The organism is Paenibacillus apii (assembly GCF_011043685.1).
In the GTDB taxonomy this organism is placed as follows: Bacteria; Bacillota; Bacilli; order Paenibacillales; family Paenibacillaceae; genus Paenibacillus_AQ; species Paenibacillus_AQ sabinae.
The window spans coordinates 400,403-422,628 of the sequence record NZ_JAAKGU010000003.1 but is presented as its reverse complement, the minus strand read 5'-3'; the positions used below and the strand labels follow the sequence as shown (position 1 = coordinate 422,628).

Below are 22,226 nucleotides of genomic sequence, written 5' to 3'. Positions count from 1 at the left end.
AGGGCAGCTCCCTTTATTTTTGATAATAAAATTGTACTATTCCAATAGTTATGGTTTAATATACATAAAGAAGCTGCCAGCACGCGCTTTGGCAGTCCTCCAGCTACCCAATTCATCATATGTGTATTGAAGTTCCTGTGTAAATTATGTGTCATATAATATAACGCAGATAGGGATATTCTATAACAGAATACCTCTTATTTTCGACTTTCTTCGAGTTTTTATATAAAAATGTGATTAAAAATAACATAGAATTGTAGACAATTTCGTTTTCCGTATGTATTATAAGGCTAACTTCTACGAGATGAGCAGACAGATGTGAGGTTTCGATTTTTAGTCGCAAGCTGAGAGAAAGTGGACCGGGGGAAACTAATTGTAATAATTGTATACAATTATACAGTTATACTTTTAGAGCCCGAACTCGCTGATTTTTTACTAGGAGATGGATATATGAACAGTTCTGTTATGCGAACGCGCAGGTTATCCAAGGATAATACTTACTTTGCGTTAAAACAAAAAATTATCGATAGTGAGCTCAAGCCTGACGAAAATGTACATGAAGAAAGTTTGGCCGCTTTGCTTGGTGTAAGCCGCACTCCTTTAAGAGAGGCTATTCAAAGGTTGGAGAATGAGGAGTTTCTCGTCCGGCAGCCGAATGGAAGGCTTAGAGTGGCGCCAGTAACCGTGGAAGAGGTTAAAGAAATCTTTCTGATCCGCAGCATGCTGGAGGGTTATATCGCCAAGAGTGCCGCCAAAAACGCCACGGATAAAGATATTCAAAATTTAACAGTCATGATTGAAAATATTAAGCAGTCCTTTCATGCAGGGCAGAGTCAGGATTTTGTTTCCTACGGCTTTGAATTCCATGATTATTTATCTGAAATGAGTGATCTTAAGACCTTTGTGAAAATCTTGAATCAACTGAGAGATCACGCGCTTCGCTATTGCCGGTTTGTTTCTCTTCATGGCGATTGGAACACGCAGGCGGATGAAGAACATAGCTTTATCTTGCAAATGATTGCTGACAGAAACGAAGACGGAGCTGAAAAAGCGATGCAAGATCATATATTAAGCAGCCTGTCCGCCGCATTGGAGAGAATACAAGGCATTCAAGCAAACAGAGAGGATTGAGTTTGATATGAAGACAGAATGGAGTATGGACACGAAGATTATTCATGAGAGCCAGTTTCCGGACCCGCAAACGGGCGCCATCTCTCAAACGGTCGTACCTGCAGTCGCTTATGCGTTCCCTGATGCGGAAACAGCGGCCGCAGTTGTTGCTGGAGAGGAAGAAGGCGTTTATTACGGCAGATACGGAAACCCTACGTCCCGCACACTGGAGAAAAAGATAGCTGCACTGGAAGGCGGGGAAGACGCTTTAGGCGTTTCCAGCGGAATGGCGGCCATCTCCATTGCTCTTCTCGGCTTCTTGAAGCATGGCGATCATGTCCTGGTGACCAAGGATGTATATGGAGGCACCTACAGCTTCCTGACTTCTCTGGCGCCAAGGTTCGGCATAGAATTTGATTTTGTCGATTGTACGGATATCGATTCAATGATTAAGGCGATCAGGCCGAATACAAGAGCCGTCTATATCGAAACTCCCTCTAATCCCAGATTGACCATTCTGGATATCGGACAAATCTCGGAAGCCTGCAAAGCCTATCAGCTCCCTGTTATTGTCGATAACACCTTTATGAGTCCTTGTTTGCAGAAGCCTTTGGAGCTGGGGGCCGATGTTGTGGTACACAGCGCTACTAAATATATTAATGGTCACGGGGATGTCCTTGCAGGATTTATTGTAGGAAAAAAAGACACCATCCAGTTCATGAGAAAGAAACTGATGGGCGATTTGGGGCAAAATTTAAATGCCTGGGACGCATTCCTGATCTTAAGGGGAATGAAGACCATGGCCTTGAGGGTAGAAAGACATTGCAGCAACGCCCAGAAAATTGCCGAATACCTGGAGTCTCACCCTTTTATTGATAAAGTGTTTTATCCGGGCTTAAAATCTCATCCTCAACACGAGCTGGCTAAAACGCAAATGAAGGGTATGGGTGGGATTGTTTCTTTCGAAGTAAAAGGCGGTTTAATTGAAGGAAAAAAATTAATAAACTCGCTGCAATTAGCGATGATTTCATTCAGCTTGGGAGATCCGGAAACCCTGGTTCAACATCCGGCTTCAATGACCCATGCATCCATTCCACAGGAAGAGCGAATGAAATTTGGGATTACGGACGGATTAATCCGCGTTTCGGTAGGGTTAGAGGATGCTGATGATATTATCCGGGATTTCGATCAGGCTTTGACTGCCCTGTTTTCTGCTTCTGAAACCAAAATCATAACGAAATAAAAGGGGGAAGTCCATGTCTACTAAACAGTCAGATCAGATCGAACAAGCTTTAGCAAGTCAATTGATTGAAGTTCGCAGAAATCTTCACCGTGAGCCTGAATTATCGTATGAAGAATTTAAAACGACAGAGAAACTGCGGAATTGGCTGACGGACGCCAATATTCGCATATTAAACCTCCCTTTAGATACGGGACTCATCGCAGAAATCGGAAGCGGGGATGGACCAATCGTAGCCATTCGCTGTGATATCGACGCTCTCCCGATTGAAGAGCAGACCGGATTGCCCTTCGCGTCCGAGATTCCGGGAAAAATGCATGCATGCGGTCATGATTTCCACACGGCTGTTATTTTAGGGGCCGCATACTTGTTAAAAGCCCGTGAAGGCGAGCTGCCCGGAAGGGTTAGAGTATTGTTTCAGCCGGCAGAAGAGACTGGTCACGGGGCTGAAAGCGTCTTGGCATCGGGAGGGCTTGAAGGTGTATCCGCCATATTTGGTCTCCATAACTCCCCAGAACTGCCCACAGGATCATTCGGAACGAGAACCGGAGCTTTAACCGCTGGTGTTGACCGGTTTGAAATTACGGTAAAAGGCATCGGGGCTCACGCCGCAACTCCGGAGAATGGTGTGGATTCCATTGTAACGGCGGCTCAAATCATTACGGCGCTTCAGACGATTGTCAGCCGCCAGAACAGTGCAAGCGAGCCGGTTGTGCTGAGCGTTACGCGAATCCAGGGAGGGCATACCTGGAATGTGCTGCCGGAGATGGTTGAACTGGAGGGCACTGTCCGAACGCATAATGAAGAGATTCGCCGCACAATCCCGGTTAAAATGACGCAAATCATCGAAGGAATTGCCGCGGCAGCCGGGGCGGAGGCCAAGCTCCATTGGTATTCGGGACCGCCGGCAACGATAAATGACGGATACTGGGCTGATTTTACCAAAGAGATCGCCAAAGAGGCAGGGTATGAGGTGTATGATATCCCGCCGCAAATGGGAGGTGAAGATTTCTCCTTGTACTTACAGAAGATCCCGGGCGCGTTTGTAAATATCGGAACCGGTCCCGCTTATGCGCTTCATCATCCGCGCTTTGATGTAGACGAGAATGCATTATTGCCGGCTTCTGAGTATTTTGCTTTATTGGCGGAGCAAGCGCTCCTGAGGCTGAAGGAGAAAGGTTGACCCCAAATCCGAAAATGAAATGAGAGGAATGTAAATGATTGAATTAAAGAATGTTTATAAGACGTACACCCGCAAAGGGATATCGATCGATGCCTTGAAGGAAATCAATTTAAAGGTGGAAAAAGGCGATATTTTTGGGGTGATCGGCTATAGCGGCGCGGGAAAGAGCACATTGATTCGTTTGGTCAATTATTTGGAAAGACCGACGAAAGGCCAGGTTTTTGTGGACGGGCATGATTTAGGTAAATACAGCGTTAAAGAGCTGCGTGCCGCCAAAAAAAACATCGGCATGATCTTTCAGCATTTCAACCTGCTCGAATCGAAAAAGGTATATGATAACGTGGCCATTCCCCTCATTTTATTGAAAAAGAATAAAGACGAAATTCGCCAGCGTGTGCTGGAGCTGCTGGAGTTTGTTGGATTAGCCGACAAAGCGGGCAGCTATCCGAGCGAATTGTCAGGCGGACAGAAACAGCGCGTCGGGATTGCCAGAGCGCTTGCTTCGAACCCCTCCATTCTCCTTTGCGATGAAGCAACATCGGCGCTGGACCCGCAGACGACGCGCTCCATTTTACAGCTTTTGAAGAAAATCAATGCGGAATACAACATCACGGTTATGATCATCACCCACGAAATGTCAGTCATTCAGGAGATTTGCAATAAGGTGGCGGTCATGGAACAAGGGCGGATTATCGAGCAGGGAAGCGTTCTGGAGGTATTCGGACATCCGCAGCATCCGACCACGCAAAATTTTGTGAAGACCGTCATTCAGAACAGCATCACAGACAGCGTGCAGAAATCCATAAAAAGGGAACCGGGCAGCGGAATCTACAAATTGGAATTTATCGGACAATGCGCTTCGGAGCCCATCCTGTATAAAATGATTCGTTCCTATGATGTGCAGGTCAATATTCTGTTTGCCAATATGACCGAGATTGAAGAAACGACACTCGGGAAAGTGATTGTTCAGTTAAAAGGAGAGACTGCCGAGGTGGATAAAGCCTTGTCTTTCATAAAAAGCAGTGGAGTCGGTGTAGAGGAGGTGGAAAAGCATGATGTCAACTACAGTTACAACTGATCAGTTTATGCAGGCGATTGTTGATACCATTTATATGGTGGGGATGTCCCTGTTTGTAGGGTCTTTAATTGGAATACCTATCGGGATTTTACTTGTGATTACCCGTCCGGGCGGGATTTTGGAGAACAAAATCCTGTATACCATGATAAATCCCGTGATCAACATTGTCCGCTCCCTGCCTTTTATTATACTGCTCGTTGCCATTATTCCGTTTACCCGGTTGATTGTTCAGACTTCAATTGGGACAAGCGCAGCGATCGTGCCTCTGATCATTTATATCGCGCCCTACATCGGACGCTTGGTAGAGAATTCTCTGCTTGAAGTCAATCCGGGAATTATGGAAGCGGCAGAGGCGATGGGGGCTACACCGTTTCAAGTCATCTGGCATTTTTTACTGCCCGAGGCTTTCGGATCGTTAATCCTGTCCCTGACGACTGCGACGATCGGCTTGATTGGCGCGACCGCGATGGCGGGAACGGTTGGCGGCGGCGGAGTCGGAGACTTGGCGATCGTATATGGATACCAGCGATTTGACACAGTTGTCGTAATTGCCACTGTTGTTGTCCTTATTATTTTCGTTCAAGGTATTCAGTCATTTGGCAACACTTTGGCGAGAAAGATTCGCCGTTACTAAAGAATAACTTTAAGGGGAGGAAAACGACAGGTGAGTGAATGGAGCAAACAAGACCGGTTTAACGCCATTTTATCCGGTGAAAGAGCGGATCGCCCGATTGTCAGCGGCTGGCGTCATTTCATCGACAAGGAACAAAATGCGGATGATTTGGCGGAAACAACGATTTCGTTTACCAAGAAATATGATTGGGATTGGGTCAAAATTAATCCGAGAGCTACTTATCTGGCTGAATCCTGGGGAAACAAGTATGATTTTCAGGACTATCAGACTGTATTTCCGAGACAGGAAACGACCGCTGTTCCGGCAGCAGCCAATCTTTGGGATCTTGAGGTGAAGAAAGCCGCGGAATCGGCCCCGTTATTGGAGCAATTGGACGCGGTGCGGAAGATTCGCCAAGGACTGCCGGATACCCCTCTGATTCAAACCGTTTTTTCGCCACTCACCGTACTGCTCTTTATTGTAGGCCGGTCTGCTTATGTCACCAAAACGGTGTTTGGCATTGAGAACCCCGTCACCCTGGAATCACTGTTTACCGAGCACCGGGCCGCGGCGCATCATGCGCTGCATGTGATTTCGTTAACCTTGGCCGATTATGTAACAGAGCTGAAGCAAGCGGGGTCGGACGGACTGTTCTATGCGGTGACGGGTACAGCTCATCCGGGCATGTTCGATGAAGCGAGGTTTAATGAATTTTCCAGACCTTATGATTCGATTGTACTCGAGGCGGCGAGCTACGGAAAAAATGTTCTGCATACTTGCGGAACCTATGCCCAGCCCGAAAGATTTAACGACTACCGGATCGACGGAATCAGCTGGGACACGAAGGCAGAAGGAAATCCGGACCTGGATGCGGCTTTAACGGCTACCAAGGTAGGCGGCGTCGACCATGCTTTATTTGCGGCAAATGACATTGCTCAAATTCAGCAGCAGGCCGAGGAAGCCTTGAACCTGATGAATGACCAGCCTTTTATTCTCGCTCCCAATTGCGCAATCCCGCTTAACGTAACCGATGAGGCATTAAAGCAGCTGAAAAAATCCGTTTTTGAAAAGGAGACAAGAGTATGAAAAAGTTATTGCTCGTTCTTTTAGTTGGGGTTGTAGCATTGTTGTCGGCCTGCGGCTCGAATAAGGGCTCGAATTCAGGAGCTGCGCCGGAAGAAAAGAAAGAGATTACCGTCGGATTTGGCGTGGGTACCTATGAAGAACAATTCCGCCAGTCGATTCTGCCGATTCTGGAGAAAAAGGGCTACAAGGTTGAAATTAAGACCTTCTCTCAAAACATGCAGGTAAACCCGGCCATGAAGGAAGGCTCCATTGACGCAAGCATCTTCCAAAGTACGGCGTACATGGAGGCGATTAACAAAGAAATCGGCGCGGATATGGTTGGAATCGCCTATGTTCCGGGAGCGCCGCAAGGTCTGTACTCCGTCAAGCACACCACACTCGATGATGTAAAAGACGGCACTACCGTTGCTGTTCCCAATGATCCGGTTAACCAGGAACGCGCGCTTCGCATTCTGGAGGAACTTGGATGGGTCAAGATTAAAGAAGGAGCAGGTGTAGAGGACTTTAACATTAACAGCATGGAGACGGACAAGTATAAGATTGATATTAAAATTCTGGACCCTGCGCAAATTCTGGTATCGCTCAAAGATGTCGATTATGGAGTCGTTAACGGAAACTACATTGCGAACGCCGGCCAAAAAATTACAGACGCCTTGAAAATCGAAAATACGCCAATGCAGCACAGAATCATCGTATCCATCAACAAGAAGGATGAAAATAGCCAATGGGCCAAAGACCTGAAGGCCGCCTATGAGTCTCCGGAGTTTGAAGAGTATATCAAGGGAATAGAGAAATACGACGGGTTCATTCTGCCTGAAGCGTGGAAAAACAATTAAGCAAGGAAGTGGACGAGTTGATCGAAAAACAGATTCACTTTATCGGCGGCGGACAAATGGCTGAGGCCATTATCCGCGCCGTTGTAAACAATCAAACCATATCTGCGGATCGAATGAGCGTAACGGATATCAATGAGGCGCGTCTTCAGTTCCTTAATAAGACTTACGGAGTGAACACGGACAGCTCTCAGGAGAAATATCTGGCCGAAGCAGACTTGATTGTGATTGCTGTCCGGCCGCAGGACAATTTGGCTGCATTAGGACAAGCTGTACAGAAGTTCGCAACACCAACCGCCGCAATCGTTTCGATTGTGGCGGGTGTAACGATGGAGAAGCTGGCCGGATTTTTTGGAGCCGAACGCCCCATTATCCGGGTTATTCCCAATACGTTGACCGATACGGGTTACGGCTATAGCGGGGTTGCCTTAAACGCCTACGCCAATAAGGATCAGGTAGACGGCTTCCTGCACGGATTCGGAAAAGTTCAATATTTGGACGAGGCATTGATTGATATTTTCACCGGATATGGTGTGGCCGGACCGAATTACATTTATTATTTCATTGAATCTCTTGCGGATGCCGGCGTCCTCGCCGGATTGCCGCGGGAACAAGCTTGGAATGTTGCGCTGGAAAATGTCACTGGAGCTGTCGTCATGCTGAAGCAGACCGGACTGCATCCAAGACAACTGCTTGACATTAATAACTCCCCTGGTGGTGTAGGCATTCATGGCTTATACGAGCTGAACAACAGCGATTTCGCGGCCGGCCTGCAAAGAAGCGTCTTGGCGGCTGTAAAGCGAACAACCGAGTTAGGGGAGAAATAACAATGGCATCGAAAAATTGGGATCATCTTGTTCATTATGTCAATGATTTGGATCAGCCGGTTAAGCTCTTCCTGGATCATGGTTTGGTCGCCTTCAAGGGAGGCTCGCATACGGCGTGGGGAACCTATAACAGCTTAAGCTATTTCGGGTTAACCTATATCGAGTTTCTGGGTATTGAAAATCTTGAATTGGCGAAGGCGACGGAGCATAACCGTGTGGTGAAAGATGCGGTTGACACATTGCCAGAGCATGAAGCTTTGAGCAGAGTCGTTATTCGGACCGATGATATTGAAGAAATGGCCGCTTCTTTGGAAGCGGCAGGCTTAAAGCTTTCTCCCATAATGGATGGCAAGCGTCTGGATAACAAGGGCAGATTAATCGAGTGGCGGATGATGACTATCGACGGCGATTTTGGAGGACTGGTCTATCCGTTTATCATTCAATGGAAGGGGACGGACGCGGAGAGATTGGAGCGCTTAACGGCATCCGGTATCATTCAGCCTCATCCCGCCGGTCATGCCGAAATGAAAAGAGCGGTATTCCATGTCTCCGATCCGGCAGCAGCAGCCGAGCATTGGGGAAGATTATTTGACCTGACCGCTTTGGAGTCAGATGACAAATCCGTCAGCCTTAAGATTGGCGATCAATTTTTTGACTTCGTAAAAGGGGACGAGAATCAGTTCAAACAAGTGATTTTTGAAACGGATTCTGTAAAGCTAAAAGGAGAAACCCTTCGGATTGGTGAAGGAGAATATGTCTTCGCTTAATATTTGATTATTAGAGGCTTTCCATAAGGTCAATGAACCTTTGGGAAGCCTCTTTCTTTTTAGGTTACCAGTTGCATGGGTATACCTCCTTATATCGGATTTAACTTTTGAGGAATAAAAATCAATTTACTACCATAATTCGACAAAACTTCTGTTCTATTGATGGTAGAATGAGTTTGCGTTTAAGAAATGAATTTTAGTCTATCGGCCCTAACTTTTTGGAGGCGGTGTTGGGAGATTTGCATGATTTGATTTTTATATTGTTGGGGACTTTTGAAGCAATAGGGGTTCTTATACTAATTCTTAAACTTTATATGCTTCCAGTACGGGAGTATCTCGTTAAAATCATACTTTTCTCTTTATTTGCGGCTGTGTTTTCGTATGTTATGCGGATTGTACTTAAGGCGCCTGAGTGGGACTTGCCCTTACAATATCTTCTTTATATCTTGTTTTTAAGATGGGGGTTGAAAATTAAATTACATCTGGCATCTTTTATAGCTGGATCAGGAATTTGCGCGTATGTTGTTATTCAATTGAGCCTCTACTACTTCTACGCTTGGACCAATCTGGTGAATGTCAGTATTTTAAAAGAAAGCAACGGAACTCATCTCTATTTATTGCAAATTTCATCTATTATTGCTTCTTTGGGATTATCTCGGGCGTTAACCAGGTTTAATCTCGGATTCTCTTTTATCATTGTACCTCCTCATGATTTCCTGGTGAAGGAGAATTACTTTACTAACCGAAATCTGCTTCTTGTTTTTGGAAGTCTGGCTTCATTCACATTGACGACTGTTTCTATATCATTGTTACTCCTATATAGCGCAAATCCATTTAATTTATTGATAGCTGCGGCTGTGACTTTCGGATTATCTTTTTATTTTTCGGGCTGGAGTGATCGGGATGATATTAGAAAGGCTATCGAGGCATATCGCAATAAAGATAAAAAAGCATGACCCGGAGGGCCCGGGTTCGCTGGAAGTATTGAGCTACGGCATTGGAATTAAGCTGAATCTCTTCTTTGGGATCCTTCTTACGGTTCTGTTTGGTTTATTATTTAGCAGTGTGCTTGACTCGATATTAGCGCTAGTATCTTTTATGGTTTTACGGAAATTTTCCGGGGGGTTCCATTTGCCCATTACCATATGTTCCTTAGTTACGGGACTGATGGCTTCCTTGATACCGTTAGTTCGAGCAGACAACCAAACGACAGCCTATCTCACGATGATTTCGCTAATGATCACGCTTATATTTGCGCCTAACAACTATGAAGAGTTATATGATGTCGAGTTTGATTTCTGGTCTAAAGGGATTTCCGTCTTGATCATCCTGTCAAATCTTTATTTTCAATCTGCGATTGTGGCGGTTTCATTCATCATCCAATCCTTTTTATTGCTGCCCATATACCCCAGAAAAGGAGGTGCTAACACATGAAAAAGGCTCTTGCTCGTTACATGGCTGAAAAAGTTGTAAAGTCTGCAGCTAAGTCTGCCAGAAGTCGCAAGTTATTCATTGGTTCCCTGCCAGTTCCCCAAGAATTAAAAAAGGTAAAATAGTTTCATGGAAGAAGATCAGCGCAGCATCGTCGGTGTTCAAGTCTCTGATTCCGCTCGCGGGACGCTGAAAACGGAGTTCCGCGAGAACGAGATAATGAGCATTGAAATGTGGAAGCCGAAAAAAAATTACAGTATTCCGATTTTTCACACCAGAAGCGGCAGCTTTACCGTGTTGACGACTCTGGAGGAGTGCAGCAGCGTTTTTTCGGCTTTCGTTTTTTTGGACACATGGAATCTTGTGAATTTGAAAAAAGGGGAGCGCCTTGAGACCGGTAGCTACGGGGGAAGACTCTATTTTCAAAATTCATCGATCTATACTGGAGTGAATCTCAAGAGCATAGGGATGTGGAGCGATCTCGTTTCCAAGGCGAAAGAGGCGGAGAAAGATAACAGGGAGATTCTGGTTAGCCGGATCGAGTGTTCCGGCAGGCTGGATCAAGGACAATTCATCAAGGCCAGTGATATCTTCTATATCGACACTTGGGAGCCTAAACGTAATTATCACGTTCCCCGATTTTACACGGAAGAGGGCTGCTTTACGGCCGGATTGACCTTCCAGAGCTGCAAGGAAGCCTTTCCTCACTTTTTCCCCGCATATAACGGAAGCCTGGTTAACATTGACTGGATCGATCGTATCGAAGAAAGAATGTATGGAGACACCCTCCTGTTTAAAGATTCCGAATACAAGACAGGCATTGCCCGTAGTAAAGTGAAGTATCTTAAATCTATTATTGAACAATGACCCTCTACTCCTCGCGAGAGAGGGTCATTGTCATATTTTGGATAAAAAGTCAAGGAAAATCTATACTAGGAAATCAGATAAATTTCCGATTTTTTTCGACAAGTTATTTGAAAGAAATAATGTTAAACTATCCCAAAAGATCAAGAACGTAGTATTGGCCGAACAATACATAAATAAAAGGTGAGGGATTGGATGCTTAACCTGACAGTTACTGAGGACGAGCAAGGGGCGGGCATGCAGCAACTGCCTATCAATGAGATTTTGTTTCTGCAATCTAATGCTAACGCTTTTATTGATGTCCATACCAAAAACAAACAGTATTACGTTGTGGGATCACTAAAATTTTGGGAGAGCGCGTTTGAACAGACGGAGCTGAATTTTTTTCGGTTGGATCGCGGCGTATTGACCAATCTGGATAAGATCAGATGCATTAATACCTCCTTGAAGGTTGCGTACTTCGATTACCCGCTGAAGACGGATACCAAGTACTGCACGATTTCCTACGGAAGATACAGAGCGATTCTTAACAAACTGCCGCCGGAACTTCCGAAAATTGAGGAGGAATGGTTATAACCCTGCCAAAAGTTAAACATTTGTGAAAGATATGCATTAACGTGCTTAAAATATATAGAAAACTTGAAATCGCAGTTGACTAGTAGGTTTTGTGGGTTTAAAGTATGTTCTAAAGAACGACCGACCATGCAGATGGAGGCATTTTCCTTGGAGAATGCCTCTTTCTGTTTGACCGGCTATTATATTGGAGAGGTGGATGCCCATATGAGTCAACAAACGTTTAATCCGACCCAGGAGCTTTCTGAAGAAGTAGAAGCCAATCGCAAAGCCGATCATCCGATTAACCCTTTATTTTTGAACCGGTGGTCGCCGCGCTCGTACTCTGATCGCGTCGTTAGTGAAGAGGATTTGCTCACCGTACTGGAAGCTGCCCGCTGGGCGCCGTCGGCGAGAAACGGACAGCCTTGGCGTTTTGTCCTGGCCAAGACGGAGGAGCAGCTGCAGACCTTCCGCGAGCTGGTGTTGCCGAGCAACCGGCTGTGGGCGGATCAGGCTCCCGTCCTTATTGCCCTTGCTTCCTACAAGTTGTGGGATGATGGCCAGCCCAACCGGTTCCATGCGTTCGATACCGCGGCGGCTTGGCAGGCGCTTGCCCTTCAGGCTTCTCTGTTGGGCCTGTCCACACGGGCTATTGCCAGCTTCGATCAAGAGAAAGCCCGCACCGCTCTGAACGTCCCGGATGATTACGAGGTGCACTTGATTATTGCGCTCGGTTATAAGGGAGATGCAGGCAGCGTACATGAGAACTATCGCGAGCTTGAGAAACCCAATGGCCGCCGCAGCTTAAGTGATAGCATCATCGAAGGAAAATGGGCCGAGCCGCAAGCGTAACCGGATAAGCCATCATAACCAAAAGCGAGCCTCCTTAGCCGGCTGTTCAGGGAATTGACCCGAACGGCTGCTTGGGAGGCTCGCCATGTTATTGGATTATTTCAGGCACCAATCGGTGTTTTACTTATTGTTTCACGATATCCTGTACGGCTTTATCCAGCTTCTCAAGCAGTTGGTCGCGGTTGACTTGGCCGCCCAGGTATTCCTGCATAGCTGCGCCGAAGCCTTGCGTTACGCCATCCGGGAATCTGTCCCAGTTCCAGCTCAGAGCCGTTGAGGATTGCTCTTGAACGGCTACAGCGACTTGACCGATGTCTTCGGCAGTGGTCGAGATGTTGGACAGGGCAGGGATGAATTTAAAATCTTTCGTCAAATATTTCTTGCCGGTCTCTGAGCTGATCATCCAGTTAAGGAACGCTTTGGCTTCTTCCGGATGAGCCGATTTGCTGTTCACGATCCAGTTGTTCGGTACGCCGACGAAGATATGTCCTTCCTTGTCGCTAATCGGAATCGGCAGCAGGCCAAGCTTCAGGTTCGGATCGATTTTGTCGATGTCGCCTTGCGTCCAGTTGCCCTGCATCATCATGGCTGCCTTGCCGGCAGCGAAGTCGGCGACTTGAGTCGCATAGTCGGTGGTTACTTTATTGTCCTGCGCGTTATTAAAGACAACGTCTACGAAATCGAGCCATTGTTTGAAAATATCATTGCCTTTGATCGTTTGTTTGCCTGATTTCAGGTCCTCGATGTATTGAGCAGGATCGGGTTGGTTGGCCATGGCTACGTTCACCATGTGAATACCCATCGACCACCATTCATTGGTTGCTTCGAAAGGCGTGATGCCTGCGGCTTTCAGCTTGGCTGCGGCATCTTTAAGCTGAGGCAGCGTCTTCGGCTCTTCGGTAATGCCGGCTTTGGCGAACAGATCCTTGTTGTAGATCAGGCCGTAGCCTTCAACGTTCATCGGAAGGCCGTACAGCTTGCCATCCACTGTTGTCGGGATTTTGGAGGTAGGGACCAGGCTGCTGACCCAAGGCTGATCCGACAGATCGGTTGCACGGTCCATATAAGGAACGAGAGCGGCGAAACCGCCGTTATTGAAGATTTCGGGTTCCGAACCGGAAGCGATTTCAGCTTTCAGCAGCGCGCCGTAGTCTTCGCCGCCGCCGTGAGTTTCAACCTGGACTTTCACTCCGGTTTCTTTCTCGTACTCTTCAGCAAGAGCATTGAGCTGTTCGGCAATTTCAACCTTGAACTGGAAGACTTTGATCGTTACGTCTTTTTTGGGTGCTTCCGATGCAGCCGGAGCCGCGGTCTCTGAGGTGCCGCTGTTGGTGCTCTGAGCGGAATTGTTATTTCCGCCGTTGCCGCAGCCTGCAATAATCAGGATGCAAACGATTGCGATCAGAAATGCGAATCGTCTCTTCATTTTACTGCCTCCCTGTGTTTTGTAAGTGTTTACATTATGATCGTAAATCAATGTAACCGTATTCAACACTTAATATTTTGTCCGAAAAGGTGGATATTGTTGTCGGCATGTCAGCCTTTAACGGAACCGGCAGTAACTCCCTCGACGATATACCTTTGCAGACTAAGGAAGAACAACAGAATCGGAGTGATAGCCATGACCAGACCTGCCAGGGCGAGGTCCCACTTCTTAGTATATTGCCCGAAAAACTTGGTGACCGCAAGCGGTAGCGTCGTCAAATCCTTGTTGCCCCCGATAATCAGAACAGGCAGAAGGTAGTCGTTCCAGATCCACAGGGTGTTCAGAATGACAACCGTGACCATGATCGGCATCAGCAGCGGAAAGACAATCCGGAAAAAGACGCCGTACGGATTGGAGCCGTCCACCCGGGCCGCTTCTTCGAGCTCTAACGGAACGGTTTTAATGAAGCCGTGGAACAGGAAGACCGACAGCGGCATGCCGAAGCCGAGATAGCAGGCGACGATTCCGTACAGCTCGCCGCGCAGCTCCAGCAGACTGGTAACCCTTACAAGCTGAAGCATCAGTGATTGAAAAGGGATGATCATGGCCGAGACGAGCAGCAGGAACACAAAAGAGTTGAATTTCGTAGGCCTGCGAACAATCTGGTAAGCCGCCATTGAGCTGAACAGTACAATGAGTATGACGCTAAGCATCGTAATTTGCAGAGAGTTCCAGAACGCCTGCGGGAAATCGATCATTTTCCAAACGCTGCTGTAGTTGCTCCAATGAAAAATCTGGGGAAACGAGGCGGCGTCGAGAAGAATTTCCTTTAACGTTTTAACCGAGTTCGACAGCACCAGGTAGAAGGGCGCCAGAAACAGCAAGGCAAGCAGGATGGCAAAGACTTCGAGAAGAAAAGTTTTGGTCTTGTACTGGCTGACGTTCATTATGCGGATACCTCCTTGCGCTTCGTAATCAGTACCTGGGTAATCGTAATGATCGATACGGCGGCGAAGAAGAGCAGCGCCTTGGCAGTGCCCAGACCGTAGCGGTTGTTGATCAGAGCCTCGGAGTAGATGTTATACGCCAGCGACTGCGTCGAGGTTCCCGGTCCGCCCTTTGTCAGCGACAGGTTGAGGTCGAACATTTTAAACGCGTTGGAGATCGTCAGGAACAGGCAGATTGTAATGGCCGGCATGATCAGCGGCACGTAAACGCTTGTAAAAAGCTGATGGGGACGCGCACCGTCAATTTTGGCGGCTTCGATCAGATCCTTCGGGATGCCAGCGAGCGAAGCGATATAGATAATCATCATATAACCCGCGGTCTGCCAGACAAATACGATGACGAGGCCCCAGAAGCCGGTGTTCGGCGTTCCAAGCCACGGAAGCTCGAAGAAAGAAATATTCGTCAGGTCGCCGATGGTGGCGAAGCCTTTAGTGAAGATGAACTGCCAAATGTAACCGAGCAGAATGCCGCCGATGACATTGGGCATGAAGAAGACGGTCCGGAGCACATTCTTGGTCTTGAGCGCACCCATCAGCAGGAAAGCCAGCACCAGCGCCAAGATATTGGCGATCACTACGGAAATGACAGTAAACCTGAGTGTAAAATTAAGCGAATGCCAGAAATTGTCGTCATGCAGTATGCGGCTCCAGTTGGCCGAGCCTGTCCATACCGCTTTATTCAGATCCAGCCCGTTCCAATCGGTAGAAGAATAATAGAAGCCTAGAATAAAAGGGGTTATCACAATGGTCAGAAAGAACAGCAGGCAGGGTCCCAAAAATACGATCTGCTGGCTCCAGCCTTTTCGTGCGACGAGAGCTCTTTTCACAGCTGATCTCCTATTTACGGACTGTTCCCAGCCCTCTTGAATGCCGAGCGCTTTTCTCATGGCGGATCTCCTTTGTAAGTAGTATCATTGCTTTATACTCTCATTATAGGGAGGCAGGAGAGCGGTCAACACTCAATTTGATGACATTTAAGGTGGATTATATTGCTGCTGCTAAAGGTCGCACAAAGAGCCAAGGAGGAATAGACTCTTGTTCAAACACAGTATCCGCAATCGGCTAATGGCTCTTATTCTACTGGCTGCTGTTATTCCGGCTGGAGTCTCGGTCATGTTCTCGTACCTGTATACGAAGCAATCGGTAACTGAGCAGGCCGTGGAACAGAACCGCAAGCTGCTGACGCTGGGAGCGGCCAATCTGGACAATTATTTTCAGGGAATCAACCAACGGGCGCTTAGCGTATACAGCGGGATCAATGTACAGAGCTCGTTCTACACCTCCATTCTGTCAGTCAAGAATCCGAATGCGCTTCCAAAAGGGACCGTTCAGCCGGACAACCGGAATATCGTATCCACGCAGCTGTACAATCTTTTTCTGGCAGACCGGAATATTTTTCAAATCCATCTTTATGTAAGGGCTAACAAACAGTCCAACACGCTGCTGCAGGGGCAGTTCCGCAGGGAGTACAATCCCCTGTATACGCCTCTTCCTAATCCAAGCGGCTCGGTCCGGCCCTTTGTGGAAGCGACGCACATGGATCATCAATACGGTATAAAGTCGGGTTTTCCGAACTACAAAGCGGGAGCGACGCCGGTGTTCAGCGCTCATTATCCCATCTACCGGACGCCCAGCGACGAAGTCATCGCCGATCTGTCGATTGACTTCAGGCTGACTGAACTGGAGGATATTGCTAAATCCATGTACAATTCCGACATTGAGCGGCTCTACATTGCGGATGAGCGGGGAAATGTTCTGTACGCTTCAGGTGGCGACTGGATCGGCAAGCCGAATGAAGCGGGCTGGAGCAAGCTTCCGCCGGGCAAGGAGAGCGGTCACTTTTCATGGAATAACAAGGAATTTAAAGGTATTATTATGTATAAACATATGGACTCGAGGATTTTTAAAGGCAATATTATCAAGCTGGTGCCTTATGAAGACCTGTACAGCGACGCAAGGACGATCAGCCGTATCAATACCGGTATCGGCGTGCTGTTTCTGATTATTGCGGGCATTGCCGGCGTGCTGATCTCCATCGGCTTTACAAGACCGATCAAGAAGCTGATTTCCTACACGCAGAAGGTGCAAATCGGACAGCTGGACGCCTCCGTCGATTCGGTGAGCGAGGATGAGTTCGGGCTCCTGGCCCGCAAAATTACCGATATGACCCGGACGATCAACGACTTGATTCTGCAGGAGTACCGGCTGGAGATCGCAAGCAAGACCAATCAGCTGAAGGTGCTGCAGGCCCAGGTCAACCCGCATTTTTTGTATAACGCGCTGCAGTCCATCGCCACCCTGTCCCTGCGGTACAACGCTCCCAAAATCTACGATCTCATTTATTCCCTGGGCAGCATGATGCGTTATTCCATGACGATGGGCGAGACTCAGGCGACGCTTCAGAGTGAGATCGAGCATGTGGAGAATTATGTCATTCTGCAAAGAGAACGCTTCGGCGAGGAGAATTTGCGGATGGATGTCGATGTCGATGAATGCGCCCGAGCCGTAATCGTGCCCAAAATGATCCTGCAGCCGCTCGTTGAGAACATCTTCAAGCACGGCTTCCAGGACGGCATCAAGGACGGCGTCATTTCCATCACCGGCAAGCTGGAGGAAGAGTGTCTGGTCATCACGGTCCGGGATAACGGCATAGGTATTACGGGCGAACGCCTGAACGAAGTGAGAAGCAACCTGGAACGGATGGAGCCCGGCGGGGCTGACGGTATCGGACTCCGTAATGTGCTGTCAAGGCTCCGGCTGCAGATCAGCGAGAGGTCTCAGCTTCTGCTGCAAGGCGAAGAAGGCGGAGCGGAGGTTGTTCTGATTATTCCACAAGAAGATGAAGGCAGCAGGAAGGAGAAAGGAACGGAATGAAAGTACTAATTGTAGACGACGAAAAACATGTGCGAGAAGCCATCCGCTATTTTGTTCCTTGGGAAAAATATGACGTTGCCGAGATATTCGAAGCCACGAATGGCCAGGAAGCGATGGAGATCATTCTGGAGCAGCAGCCGGCGGTCGTGTTTACGGATATGCGCATGCCGCTCATGGACGGGGCCGAGTTGCTGGAATGGATTCACCGGTACTCCCCGTACACAAAGACGATCGTCATCAGCGGTTACCAGGATTTCAGCTATGTGAAGCCCGCGATCGTATACGGGGGAATCGACTATCTGCTTAAGCCGCTGAACAGCAAGCAGCTAATTTCCGCCGCCGAACGCGCCTTTCAGAAGTGGGAGGAGGAGAAGCGGGAACGGGAACGGGCCTTCCGCCAAAATATCCAATTAAACGTGCTGCGTCCGCTGTATTGGGACAAGAAGCTGTCGGAGCTGGTGGGCGGCACGGTTTCCTTCCAGGAGCTGGAGGAAGCGCTGGTCGAGGAGCTGGGGCTTCCGAGGAACGCGAAGCACTGCCGGATGGCCGTCCTTTCCCTCCAGTCTTCGGGCGGCTTGCTGCTGAAGAAGTTCCGCGGCGATATCCAGCTGACTTCTTTCGTTCTCGTTAATGTCTGCAATGAAATGGTCAGCTTGCGGAAACAGGGCTTTGCCTTTCGTTACTGGCAGGAAGGCGCGGATGTGGCCGTTCTGTTCTGGAACAGAGCGGAAGAGGCGGAAGATCGGCTGCTGGAAATTAATGAATCGCTAAAGCAGGCGTATGGCATATCGCTTGATATCGGGCTGAGCCGGATTCTCCCTTTTCCGGGGGGGATCAGCGATGCGTTCACACAGGCAAGGCAAAGCCTTGCGGAGCGCAATCTGCTGCTGAAGGGTAAACGTATACATGAATACCTGGAAGGCTCTTCGGAAGCAGGACGGGCAGGCGGTGCGAAGGCCGATGATCTGATGGAGAAGCTTGGGATTTCGCTGCTGTCCTGCGATAGTGACAAAATCGTCCGCAGCTTTGATGATTGGGCCGATTTTATTGCCGGGACGGGCGTGCTGACTATTAGCGGGCTTCGGGAGTGGGAGGATCGGCTGCGGAATGTGCTGACCAAGTGGAGACAGGAATGTGACGGCTCCGAGGAAGTCTCAAAGGCGGAAGCCCCTTTCCCGTCCGCAATTGAGGCTGGCGGAGATTTCTCTTTTGAACGCTGGAAAGATGGTCTGAAATCCTATATTATGGAAATGTTTGGCGAAAGCAAGCTTTCTCGTTCCTCGGACAGCCGGATTGTGCGGGAAATCAGGGATTACCTGGACCGGAATTATCAGCAGGAGATTACGCTTCAGCACATTGCGGACCGCTTCTTTCTCAGCCGGGAGAACGTCTCGCGCAAGTTCAAGCAGGTTACGGGTGAGAATCTGTCCGATTATTTGACGAATTTGCGGATCGACAAAGCCAAGGAGCTGCTGCAAAATTCCGATATGCGTCTGTCGAGGATTTCCGAACTGATCGGTTACGAAGACGAGAAGTATTTCAGCCGCGTGTTCAAGAAAGCGACAGGACTGACGCCGCGGGAATACCGGAAGCGGGAAGAGGAAACGTGAAGCTGATCATTTGAGCCGGATTATGGAGCAATACATGGATGAAGGGAGGATTTTGATGAAAATAATTGAGGAAAAATACAACCGCTATGGTGAGAAGGATTACGATACCAGCTATATCGGCTGGGGATTTGATGATCTCGAAACCCAAATCAGGATGGCAGAGAAAATGCAGAAGCTGTTTCCTTCCGGCGCCAGGGCCATACTGGATATCGCTTGCGGAATCTCAAGATATCATCAATTCTGGCTGAAATCGGGTTATGCGGTGACGGGGACCGATCTGTCTGAAACCTTCATAGAATACTCCCGAAACTATAACGAGGCTTTTGAGAAGGCCAATTATTTTGTATGCGATTGCAATCATTTGGATTTGGATCATCAGTATGATATTGCGGTTTGGACCGATCCGGTTGAATTAACCGGGTTGTCGGCGAACAGGATTTTCAAAGCGCTGAAGCCCGGCGGTATATTCATCTATGAAATGTGGAATGACAACTATTACAAATACCACTCCGATGATCGTCATAATGATTGTCAAACCTGGACATGTAAAGATGGGGTTTATCGCCTGGTCCGGCACAAATATAATAGAGCAACCTGTGTTTCCGAACATGAAGAAATCATATTTGATGTTCCCAATGACACGATGATTCATAAAACGGGCTTGGCGGCCAAAAATATCAACAGCCATTGCAGTATTCAAATCCTTGAGGCGGCCGGATTTAAAAATATCCGATTTGTCGACTATGAGGGAGAGCCTTTTTCTACAGAGAGTCAGCAAGTCCAGCGATTTTTCATGATTGGTGAAAAATAATCTTACGGCCATGCACCTGCCGCCGCCCGAAGGCTGCCGCAGGTGCATGGCCGTTCTGCTACTGCCCGCTGCTTGGAGCAAGCTATCCGCGCAGGATATCCTCGATCTTCGCCAGCTCTTCCGGGCTGAGCTCAGGCGCTTGCACAGCGGCGACGGCGTCCTCAATCTGGCTGAGCTTGCTTGCGCCGATCAGCGCGGACGTTACCCTGCCGCCGCGCAGCACCCAGGACAGGGCGAGCTGGGACATCTTCTGTCCGCGCGCCGAGGCTACTTCGTTCAGGCGGCGGACCTTGCCAAGCACCTCTTCCGTCAGATCATTCTCGGACAGGAATGCGCTCGGTCCGGCTGCGCGGGAATCCGCAGCGATGCCGCTTAGGTAACGGTCCGTCAGGATGCCCTTCTGAAGCGGCGAGAAAGCGATCGTTCCCACACCTTCTTCTTCGAGCACATCCTGAAGCCCATCCTCGATCCAGCGGGACAGCATGGAGTAGTTCGGCTGGTGAATCAGGCAAGGGGTGCCGAGCTGCCGCAGAATACGGATCGCTTCCCGGGCCTCCTCGGCGCGGTAATTGGAAATGCCGACATAGAGCGCCTTGCCCTGGCGGACGATCAGATCCAGCGCGCTCATCGTTTCTTCAAGCGGCGTACCGGGATCGGGGCGGTGGTGATAGAAAATATCGACATAATCCAGACCCATCCGCTTCAGGCTCTGATCGAGACTTGCGACGAGATATTTCTTCGAGCCCCATTCTCCGTAAGGTCCCGGCCACATGTAGAATCCGGCCTTGCTTGAGATGATCAGTTCATCCCGGTAAGGGAGAAAATCCTTTTTCAAAATCGTTCCGAAGTTCTCCTCTGCGGAGCCTGGGGGCGGGCCGTAATTATTGGCCAGATCGAAATGCGTAATGCCCAGATCGAACGCTCTGCGGATCATGGCCCTGCCGTTCTCCAGCACGTTGATTCCCCCGAAATTATGCCAAAGGCCAAGCGAAATCGCCGGCAGGCGCAGGCCGCTGCGTCCGCAGCGATTGTAGACCATGCTGTCGTATCTGTCCGTTTGTGCGGTGTACATAATAATCGATCCTCCTGCAATGAAATTGGCGTCCGTCCCTAACGGACGAGCGAGTTGGCTGCGATTTCATTGTAGCGGAAAGAAAGGGCCGAACGAATGTCAGCAAGGGAGGAATTTATGTCATAATGTCAGATTGGCACATGTCTTTCCCGGTACGTACGGGGAGAGCAGCCATGAACCTTCTTGAACATCCGGGAGAACAGGAGCGCATCCTCATAACCGATGGAGCGGGCGATTTCTCCGATGGTGCAGCCGGTTCGGGAGAGCAGCTCGCAGGCTTTGGCCATGCGGTACCCGAGCAGATACTGGCTGGGAGGCATGCCGACCACCTGTTTGAAGAGTGCGGATACATATTTCCGGTTAAGCTGCAGCATTTCGGACAGCATTTCCATCGTAATATTCTCGCAGTAATGAGACTCTATAAAATGCAGGCACTTCTCGACATGCTCATTCTTGCGTCCTTGCAGAGCGGAATCCGGAGCAGCCTCAGGAACGGTACGAAGAAGAGCGGCCATGAATTCGTACAGGATCGCCGTTAGCGGCAGGTCGAGTGCGCCGCTGGCCGAAGCGGCTTCGGTCAGCCTGTCATAGAGTCCGTTCATTGCCTCGCCGACCATGGGAAAGACGGGATATTCGGGAGATAGTGTGGTTCTGGACAAAAGCGGCTTTACCCTTTCTCCCGTAAAAGCGATCCAGGAATAGTTCCAGGGATCATTCTCATCCGCGGCGTAGGAGACAACAACCCGGGGATAAGTCAAAAAGGCCTGTCCCGGGTGCAGGATATGGGATTGTCCGCCCACGATCACCTTGCCGGTGCCTTTATGGACGAAATGGATTTTATAGTAGTCCCGGAAGCCGGGACCGAAGGTATGTCCGGGAGCGCATTGCTCCCGGCCCCAAAAGAGGAGATGCAGGTCCGGTGAGACCCCGAATGGCGGCTCCGCGTTGTAATGAAAAACGGCCAAGTTCTTCGGCCCCCTTTTCCAA

At 48.8% G+C, this 22,226-nt stretch carries 23 protein-coding genes; 18 read left to right on the top strand and 5 right to left on the bottom strand.

The genetic code is table 11. The annotated features are described in order from the left end of the window. The first annotated feature begins 450 nt into the window (after positions 1–450). The 15 genes from G5B47_RS10335 to G5B47_RS10270 all read left to right on the top strand — a co-directional run bounded on the left by G5B47_RS10335 (position 451) and on the right by G5B47_RS10270 (position 12,439). Positions 451–1,131 (top strand): GntR family transcriptional regulator, encoded by a 681-nt coding sequence (locus G5B47_RS10335; protein WP_235949799.1) that lies wholly within the window; start codon positions 451–453, stop codon positions 1,129–1,131. Between the two features lie 7 nt (positions 1,132–1,138). After that, positions 1,139–2,353, top strand: a complete 1,215-nt coding sequence (locus G5B47_RS10330) for a trans-sulfuration enzyme family protein (RefSeq protein WP_165097504.1) — start codon at positions 1,139–1,141, stop codon at positions 2,351–2,353. A gap of 13 nt (positions 2,354–2,366) precedes the next feature. Next, positions 2,367–3,533, top strand: coding sequence for an amidohydrolase (locus G5B47_RS10325; protein WP_165097501.1), 1,167 nt, complete (start codon positions 2,367–2,369; stop codon positions 3,531–3,533). 34 nt (positions 3,534–3,567) lie between these two features. Continuing rightward, positions 3,568–4,611 carry a methionine ABC transporter ATP-binding protein gene (locus G5B47_RS10320; RefSeq protein WP_165097499.1) on the top strand — a complete coding sequence of 348 codons (1,044 nt, stop codon included), beginning with the start codon at positions 3,568–3,570 and terminating at the stop codon, positions 4,609–4,611. Continuing rightward, positions 4,586–5,245 carry a methionine ABC transporter permease gene (locus tag G5B47_RS10315; protein WP_165097497.1) on the top strand — a complete coding sequence of 220 codons (660 nt, stop codon included), beginning with the start codon at positions 4,586–4,588 and terminating at the stop codon, positions 5,243–5,245. Before G5B47_RS10320 ends, G5B47_RS10315 begins: the two co-directional genes overlap by 26 nt. A 30-nt stretch (positions 5,246–5,275) precedes the next feature. Beyond that, positions 5,276–6,310, top strand: coding sequence for a uroporphyrinogen decarboxylase family protein (locus G5B47_RS10310; protein WP_165097494.1), 1,035 nt, complete (start codon positions 5,276–5,278; stop codon positions 6,308–6,310). Continuing rightward, entirely contained in the window at positions 6,307–7,146 is an 840-nt protein-coding gene (locus G5B47_RS10305; RefSeq protein ID WP_165097491.1) for a MetQ/NlpA family ABC transporter substrate-binding protein, read from the top strand. Before G5B47_RS10310 ends, G5B47_RS10305 begins: the two co-directional genes overlap by 4 nt. A 17-nt stretch (positions 7,147–7,163) precedes the next feature. Beyond that, on the top strand, positions 7,164–7,970 hold the full coding sequence (gene proC / locus G5B47_RS10300) for a pyrroline-5-carboxylate reductase (RefSeq protein WP_206107311.1): 807 nt from the start codon (positions 7,164–7,166) through the stop codon (positions 7,968–7,970). 2 nt (positions 7,971–7,972) lie between these two features. Continuing rightward, positions 7,973–8,737, top strand: coding sequence for a VOC family protein (locus tag G5B47_RS10295; protein WP_165097488.1), 765 nt, complete (start codon positions 7,973–7,975; stop codon positions 8,735–8,737). Positions 8,738–8,967: 230 nt separating this feature from the next. Then, entirely contained in the window at positions 8,968–9,693 is a 726-nt protein-coding gene (locus G5B47_RS10290) for a hypothetical protein (protein WP_165097486.1), read from the top strand. Continuing rightward, complete coding sequence (locus tag G5B47_RS26165) at positions 9,641–10,171, top strand: accessory gene regulator B family protein (RefSeq protein WP_165097484.1); 531 nt, start codon at positions 9,641–9,643, stop codon at positions 10,169–10,171. Before G5B47_RS10290 ends, G5B47_RS26165 begins: the two co-directional genes overlap by 53 nt. Continuing rightward, positions 10,168–10,293, top strand: coding sequence for a hypothetical protein (locus G5B47_RS25870; RefSeq protein ID WP_268958446.1), 126 nt, complete (start codon positions 10,168–10,170; stop codon positions 10,291–10,293). The genes G5B47_RS26165 and G5B47_RS25870 overlap by 4 nt, the downstream gene beginning before the upstream one ends. Positions 10,294–10,297: 4 nt before the next feature. Further along, positions 10,298–11,035, top strand: a complete 738-nt coding sequence (locus G5B47_RS10280; RefSeq protein WP_165097482.1) for a LytTR family transcriptional regulator DNA-binding domain-containing protein — start codon at positions 10,298–10,300, stop codon at positions 11,033–11,035. Between the two features lie 192 nt (positions 11,036–11,227). Continuing rightward, on the top strand, positions 11,228–11,608 hold the full coding sequence (locus G5B47_RS10275; protein WP_025333527.1) for a LytTR family DNA-binding domain-containing protein: 381 nt from the start codon (positions 11,228–11,230) through the stop codon (positions 11,606–11,608). A gap of 204 nt (positions 11,609–11,812) precedes the next feature. Further along, on the top strand, positions 11,813–12,439 hold the full coding sequence (locus G5B47_RS10270) for a nitroreductase family protein (RefSeq protein WP_165097480.1): 627 nt from the start codon (positions 11,813–11,815) through the stop codon (positions 12,437–12,439). A 124-nt stretch (positions 12,440–12,563) separates the two neighbouring features. On the opposite strand, the gene G5B47_RS10265 is transcribed toward G5B47_RS10270, so the two are convergent. The 3 genes from G5B47_RS10265 to G5B47_RS10255 form a co-directional block, all read right to left on the bottom strand. Beyond that, complete coding sequence (locus tag G5B47_RS10265) at positions 12,564–13,865, bottom strand: ABC transporter substrate-binding protein (RefSeq protein ID WP_165097478.1); 1,302 nt, start codon at positions 13,863–13,865, stop codon at positions 12,564–12,566. Between the two features lie 110 nt (positions 13,866–13,975). After that, positions 13,976–14,812, bottom strand: coding sequence for a carbohydrate ABC transporter permease (locus tag G5B47_RS10260; RefSeq protein WP_165097476.1), 837 nt, complete (start codon positions 14,810–14,812; stop codon positions 13,976–13,978). Further along, positions 14,812–15,759 (bottom strand): carbohydrate ABC transporter permease, encoded by a 948-nt coding sequence (locus G5B47_RS10255; RefSeq protein WP_165097474.1) that lies wholly within the window; start codon positions 15,757–15,759, stop codon positions 14,812–14,814. Before G5B47_RS10255 ends, G5B47_RS10260 begins: the two co-directional genes overlap by 1 nt. Positions 15,760–15,907: 148 nt before the next feature. Between G5B47_RS10255 and G5B47_RS10250 the strand changes: the two genes are divergently transcribed. The 3 genes from G5B47_RS10250 to G5B47_RS10240 are packed head-to-tail and all read left to right on the top strand — an operon-like array spanning position 15,908 to position 20,167. Beyond that, on the top strand, positions 15,908–17,746 hold the full coding sequence (locus tag G5B47_RS10250) for a cache domain-containing sensor histidine kinase (protein WP_165097472.1): 1,839 nt from the start codon (positions 15,908–15,910) through the stop codon (positions 17,744–17,746). Continuing rightward, a complete protein-coding gene (locus G5B47_RS10245; RefSeq protein ID WP_165097470.1) occupies positions 17,743–19,356 on the top strand; it encodes a response regulator in 1,614 nt (537 codons plus the stop codon). The genes G5B47_RS10250 and G5B47_RS10245 overlap by 4 nt, the downstream gene beginning before the upstream one ends. A gap of 55 nt (positions 19,357–19,411) precedes the next feature. Continuing rightward, a complete protein-coding gene (locus tag G5B47_RS10240) occupies positions 19,412–20,167 on the top strand; it encodes a class I SAM-dependent methyltransferase (protein ID WP_165097468.1) in 756 nt (251 codons plus the stop codon). An 82-nt stretch (positions 20,168–20,249) separates the two neighbouring features. Here the strand turns inward: G5B47_RS10240 and mgrA are convergent, their stop codons facing one another. Together mgrA and G5B47_RS10230 are read right to left on the bottom strand one after the other, a co-directional pair. After that, positions 20,250–21,239 carry an L-glyceraldehyde 3-phosphate reductase gene (gene mgrA, locus G5B47_RS10235; protein WP_206107310.1) on the bottom strand — a complete coding sequence of 330 codons (990 nt, stop codon included), beginning with the start codon at positions 21,237–21,239 and terminating at the stop codon, positions 20,250–20,252. Between the two features lie 128 nt (positions 21,240–21,367). Then, positions 21,368–22,204, bottom strand: coding sequence for an AraC family transcriptional regulator (locus tag G5B47_RS10230; protein ID WP_165097466.1), 837 nt, complete (start codon positions 22,202–22,204; stop codon positions 21,368–21,370). Between the last annotated feature and the right edge of the window lie 22 nt (positions 22,205–22,226).

Bases quoted from the DNA above. Each gene is read 5' to 3' on its own strand.
- G5B47_RS10335 (WP_235949799.1), top strand. From the start codon at position 451: ATGAACAGTTCTGTTATGCGAACGCGCAGGTTATCCAAGGATAATACT.
- G5B47_RS10330 (WP_165097504.1), top strand. From the start codon at position 1,139: ATGAAGACAGAATGGAGTATGGACACGAAGATTATTCATGAGAGCCAG.
- G5B47_RS10325 (WP_165097501.1), top strand. From the start codon at position 2,367: ATGTCTACTAAACAGTCAGATCAGATCGAACAAGCTTTAGCAAGTCAA.
- G5B47_RS10320 (WP_165097499.1), top strand. From the start codon at position 3,568: ATGATTGAATTAAAGAATGTTTATAAGACGTACACCCGCAAAGGGATA.
- G5B47_RS10315 (WP_165097497.1), top strand. From the start codon at position 4,586: ATGATGTCAACTACAGTTACAACTGATCAGTTTATGCAGGCGATTGTT.
- G5B47_RS10305 (WP_165097491.1), top strand. From the start codon at position 6,307: ATGAAAAAGTTATTGCTCGTTCTTTTAGTTGGGGTTGTAGCATTGTTG.
- G5B47_RS10295 (WP_165097488.1), top strand. From the start codon at position 7,973: ATGGCATCGAAAAATTGGGATCATCTTGTTCATTATGTCAATGATTTG.
- G5B47_RS26165 (WP_165097484.1), top strand. From the start codon at position 9,641: ATGATATTAGAAAGGCTATCGAGGCATATCGCAATAAAGATAAAAAAG.
- G5B47_RS25870 (WP_268958446.1), top strand. From the start codon at position 10,168: ATGAAAAAGGCTCTTGCTCGTTACATGGCTGAAAAAGTTGTAAAGTCT.
- G5B47_RS10280 (WP_165097482.1), top strand. From the start codon at position 10,298: ATGGAAGAAGATCAGCGCAGCATCGTCGGTGTTCAAGTCTCTGATTCC.
- G5B47_RS10275 (WP_025333527.1), top strand. From the start codon at position 11,228: ATGCTTAACCTGACAGTTACTGAGGACGAGCAAGGGGCGGGCATGCAG.
- G5B47_RS10270 (WP_165097480.1), top strand. From the start codon at position 11,813: ATGAGTCAACAAACGTTTAATCCGACCCAGGAGCTTTCTGAAGAAGTA.
- G5B47_RS10265 (WP_165097478.1), bottom strand. From the start codon at position 13,865: ATGAAGAGACGATTCGCATTTCTGATCGCAATCGTTTGCATCCTGATT.
- G5B47_RS10260 (WP_165097476.1), bottom strand. From the start codon at position 14,812: ATGAACGTCAGCCAGTACAAGACCAAAACTTTTCTTCTCGAAGTCTTT.
- G5B47_RS10255 (WP_165097474.1), bottom strand. From the start codon at position 15,759: ATGAGAAAAGCGCTCGGCATTCAAGAGGGCTGGGAACAGTCCGTAAAT.
- G5B47_RS10245 (WP_165097470.1), top strand. From the start codon at position 17,743: ATGAAAGTACTAATTGTAGACGACGAAAAACATGTGCGAGAAGCCATC.
- G5B47_RS10240 (WP_165097468.1), top strand. From the start codon at position 19,412: ATGAAAATAATTGAGGAAAAATACAACCGCTATGGTGAGAAGGATTAC.
- mgrA (WP_206107310.1), bottom strand. From the start codon at position 21,239: ATGTACACCGCACAAACGGACAGATACGACAGCATGGTCTACAATCGC.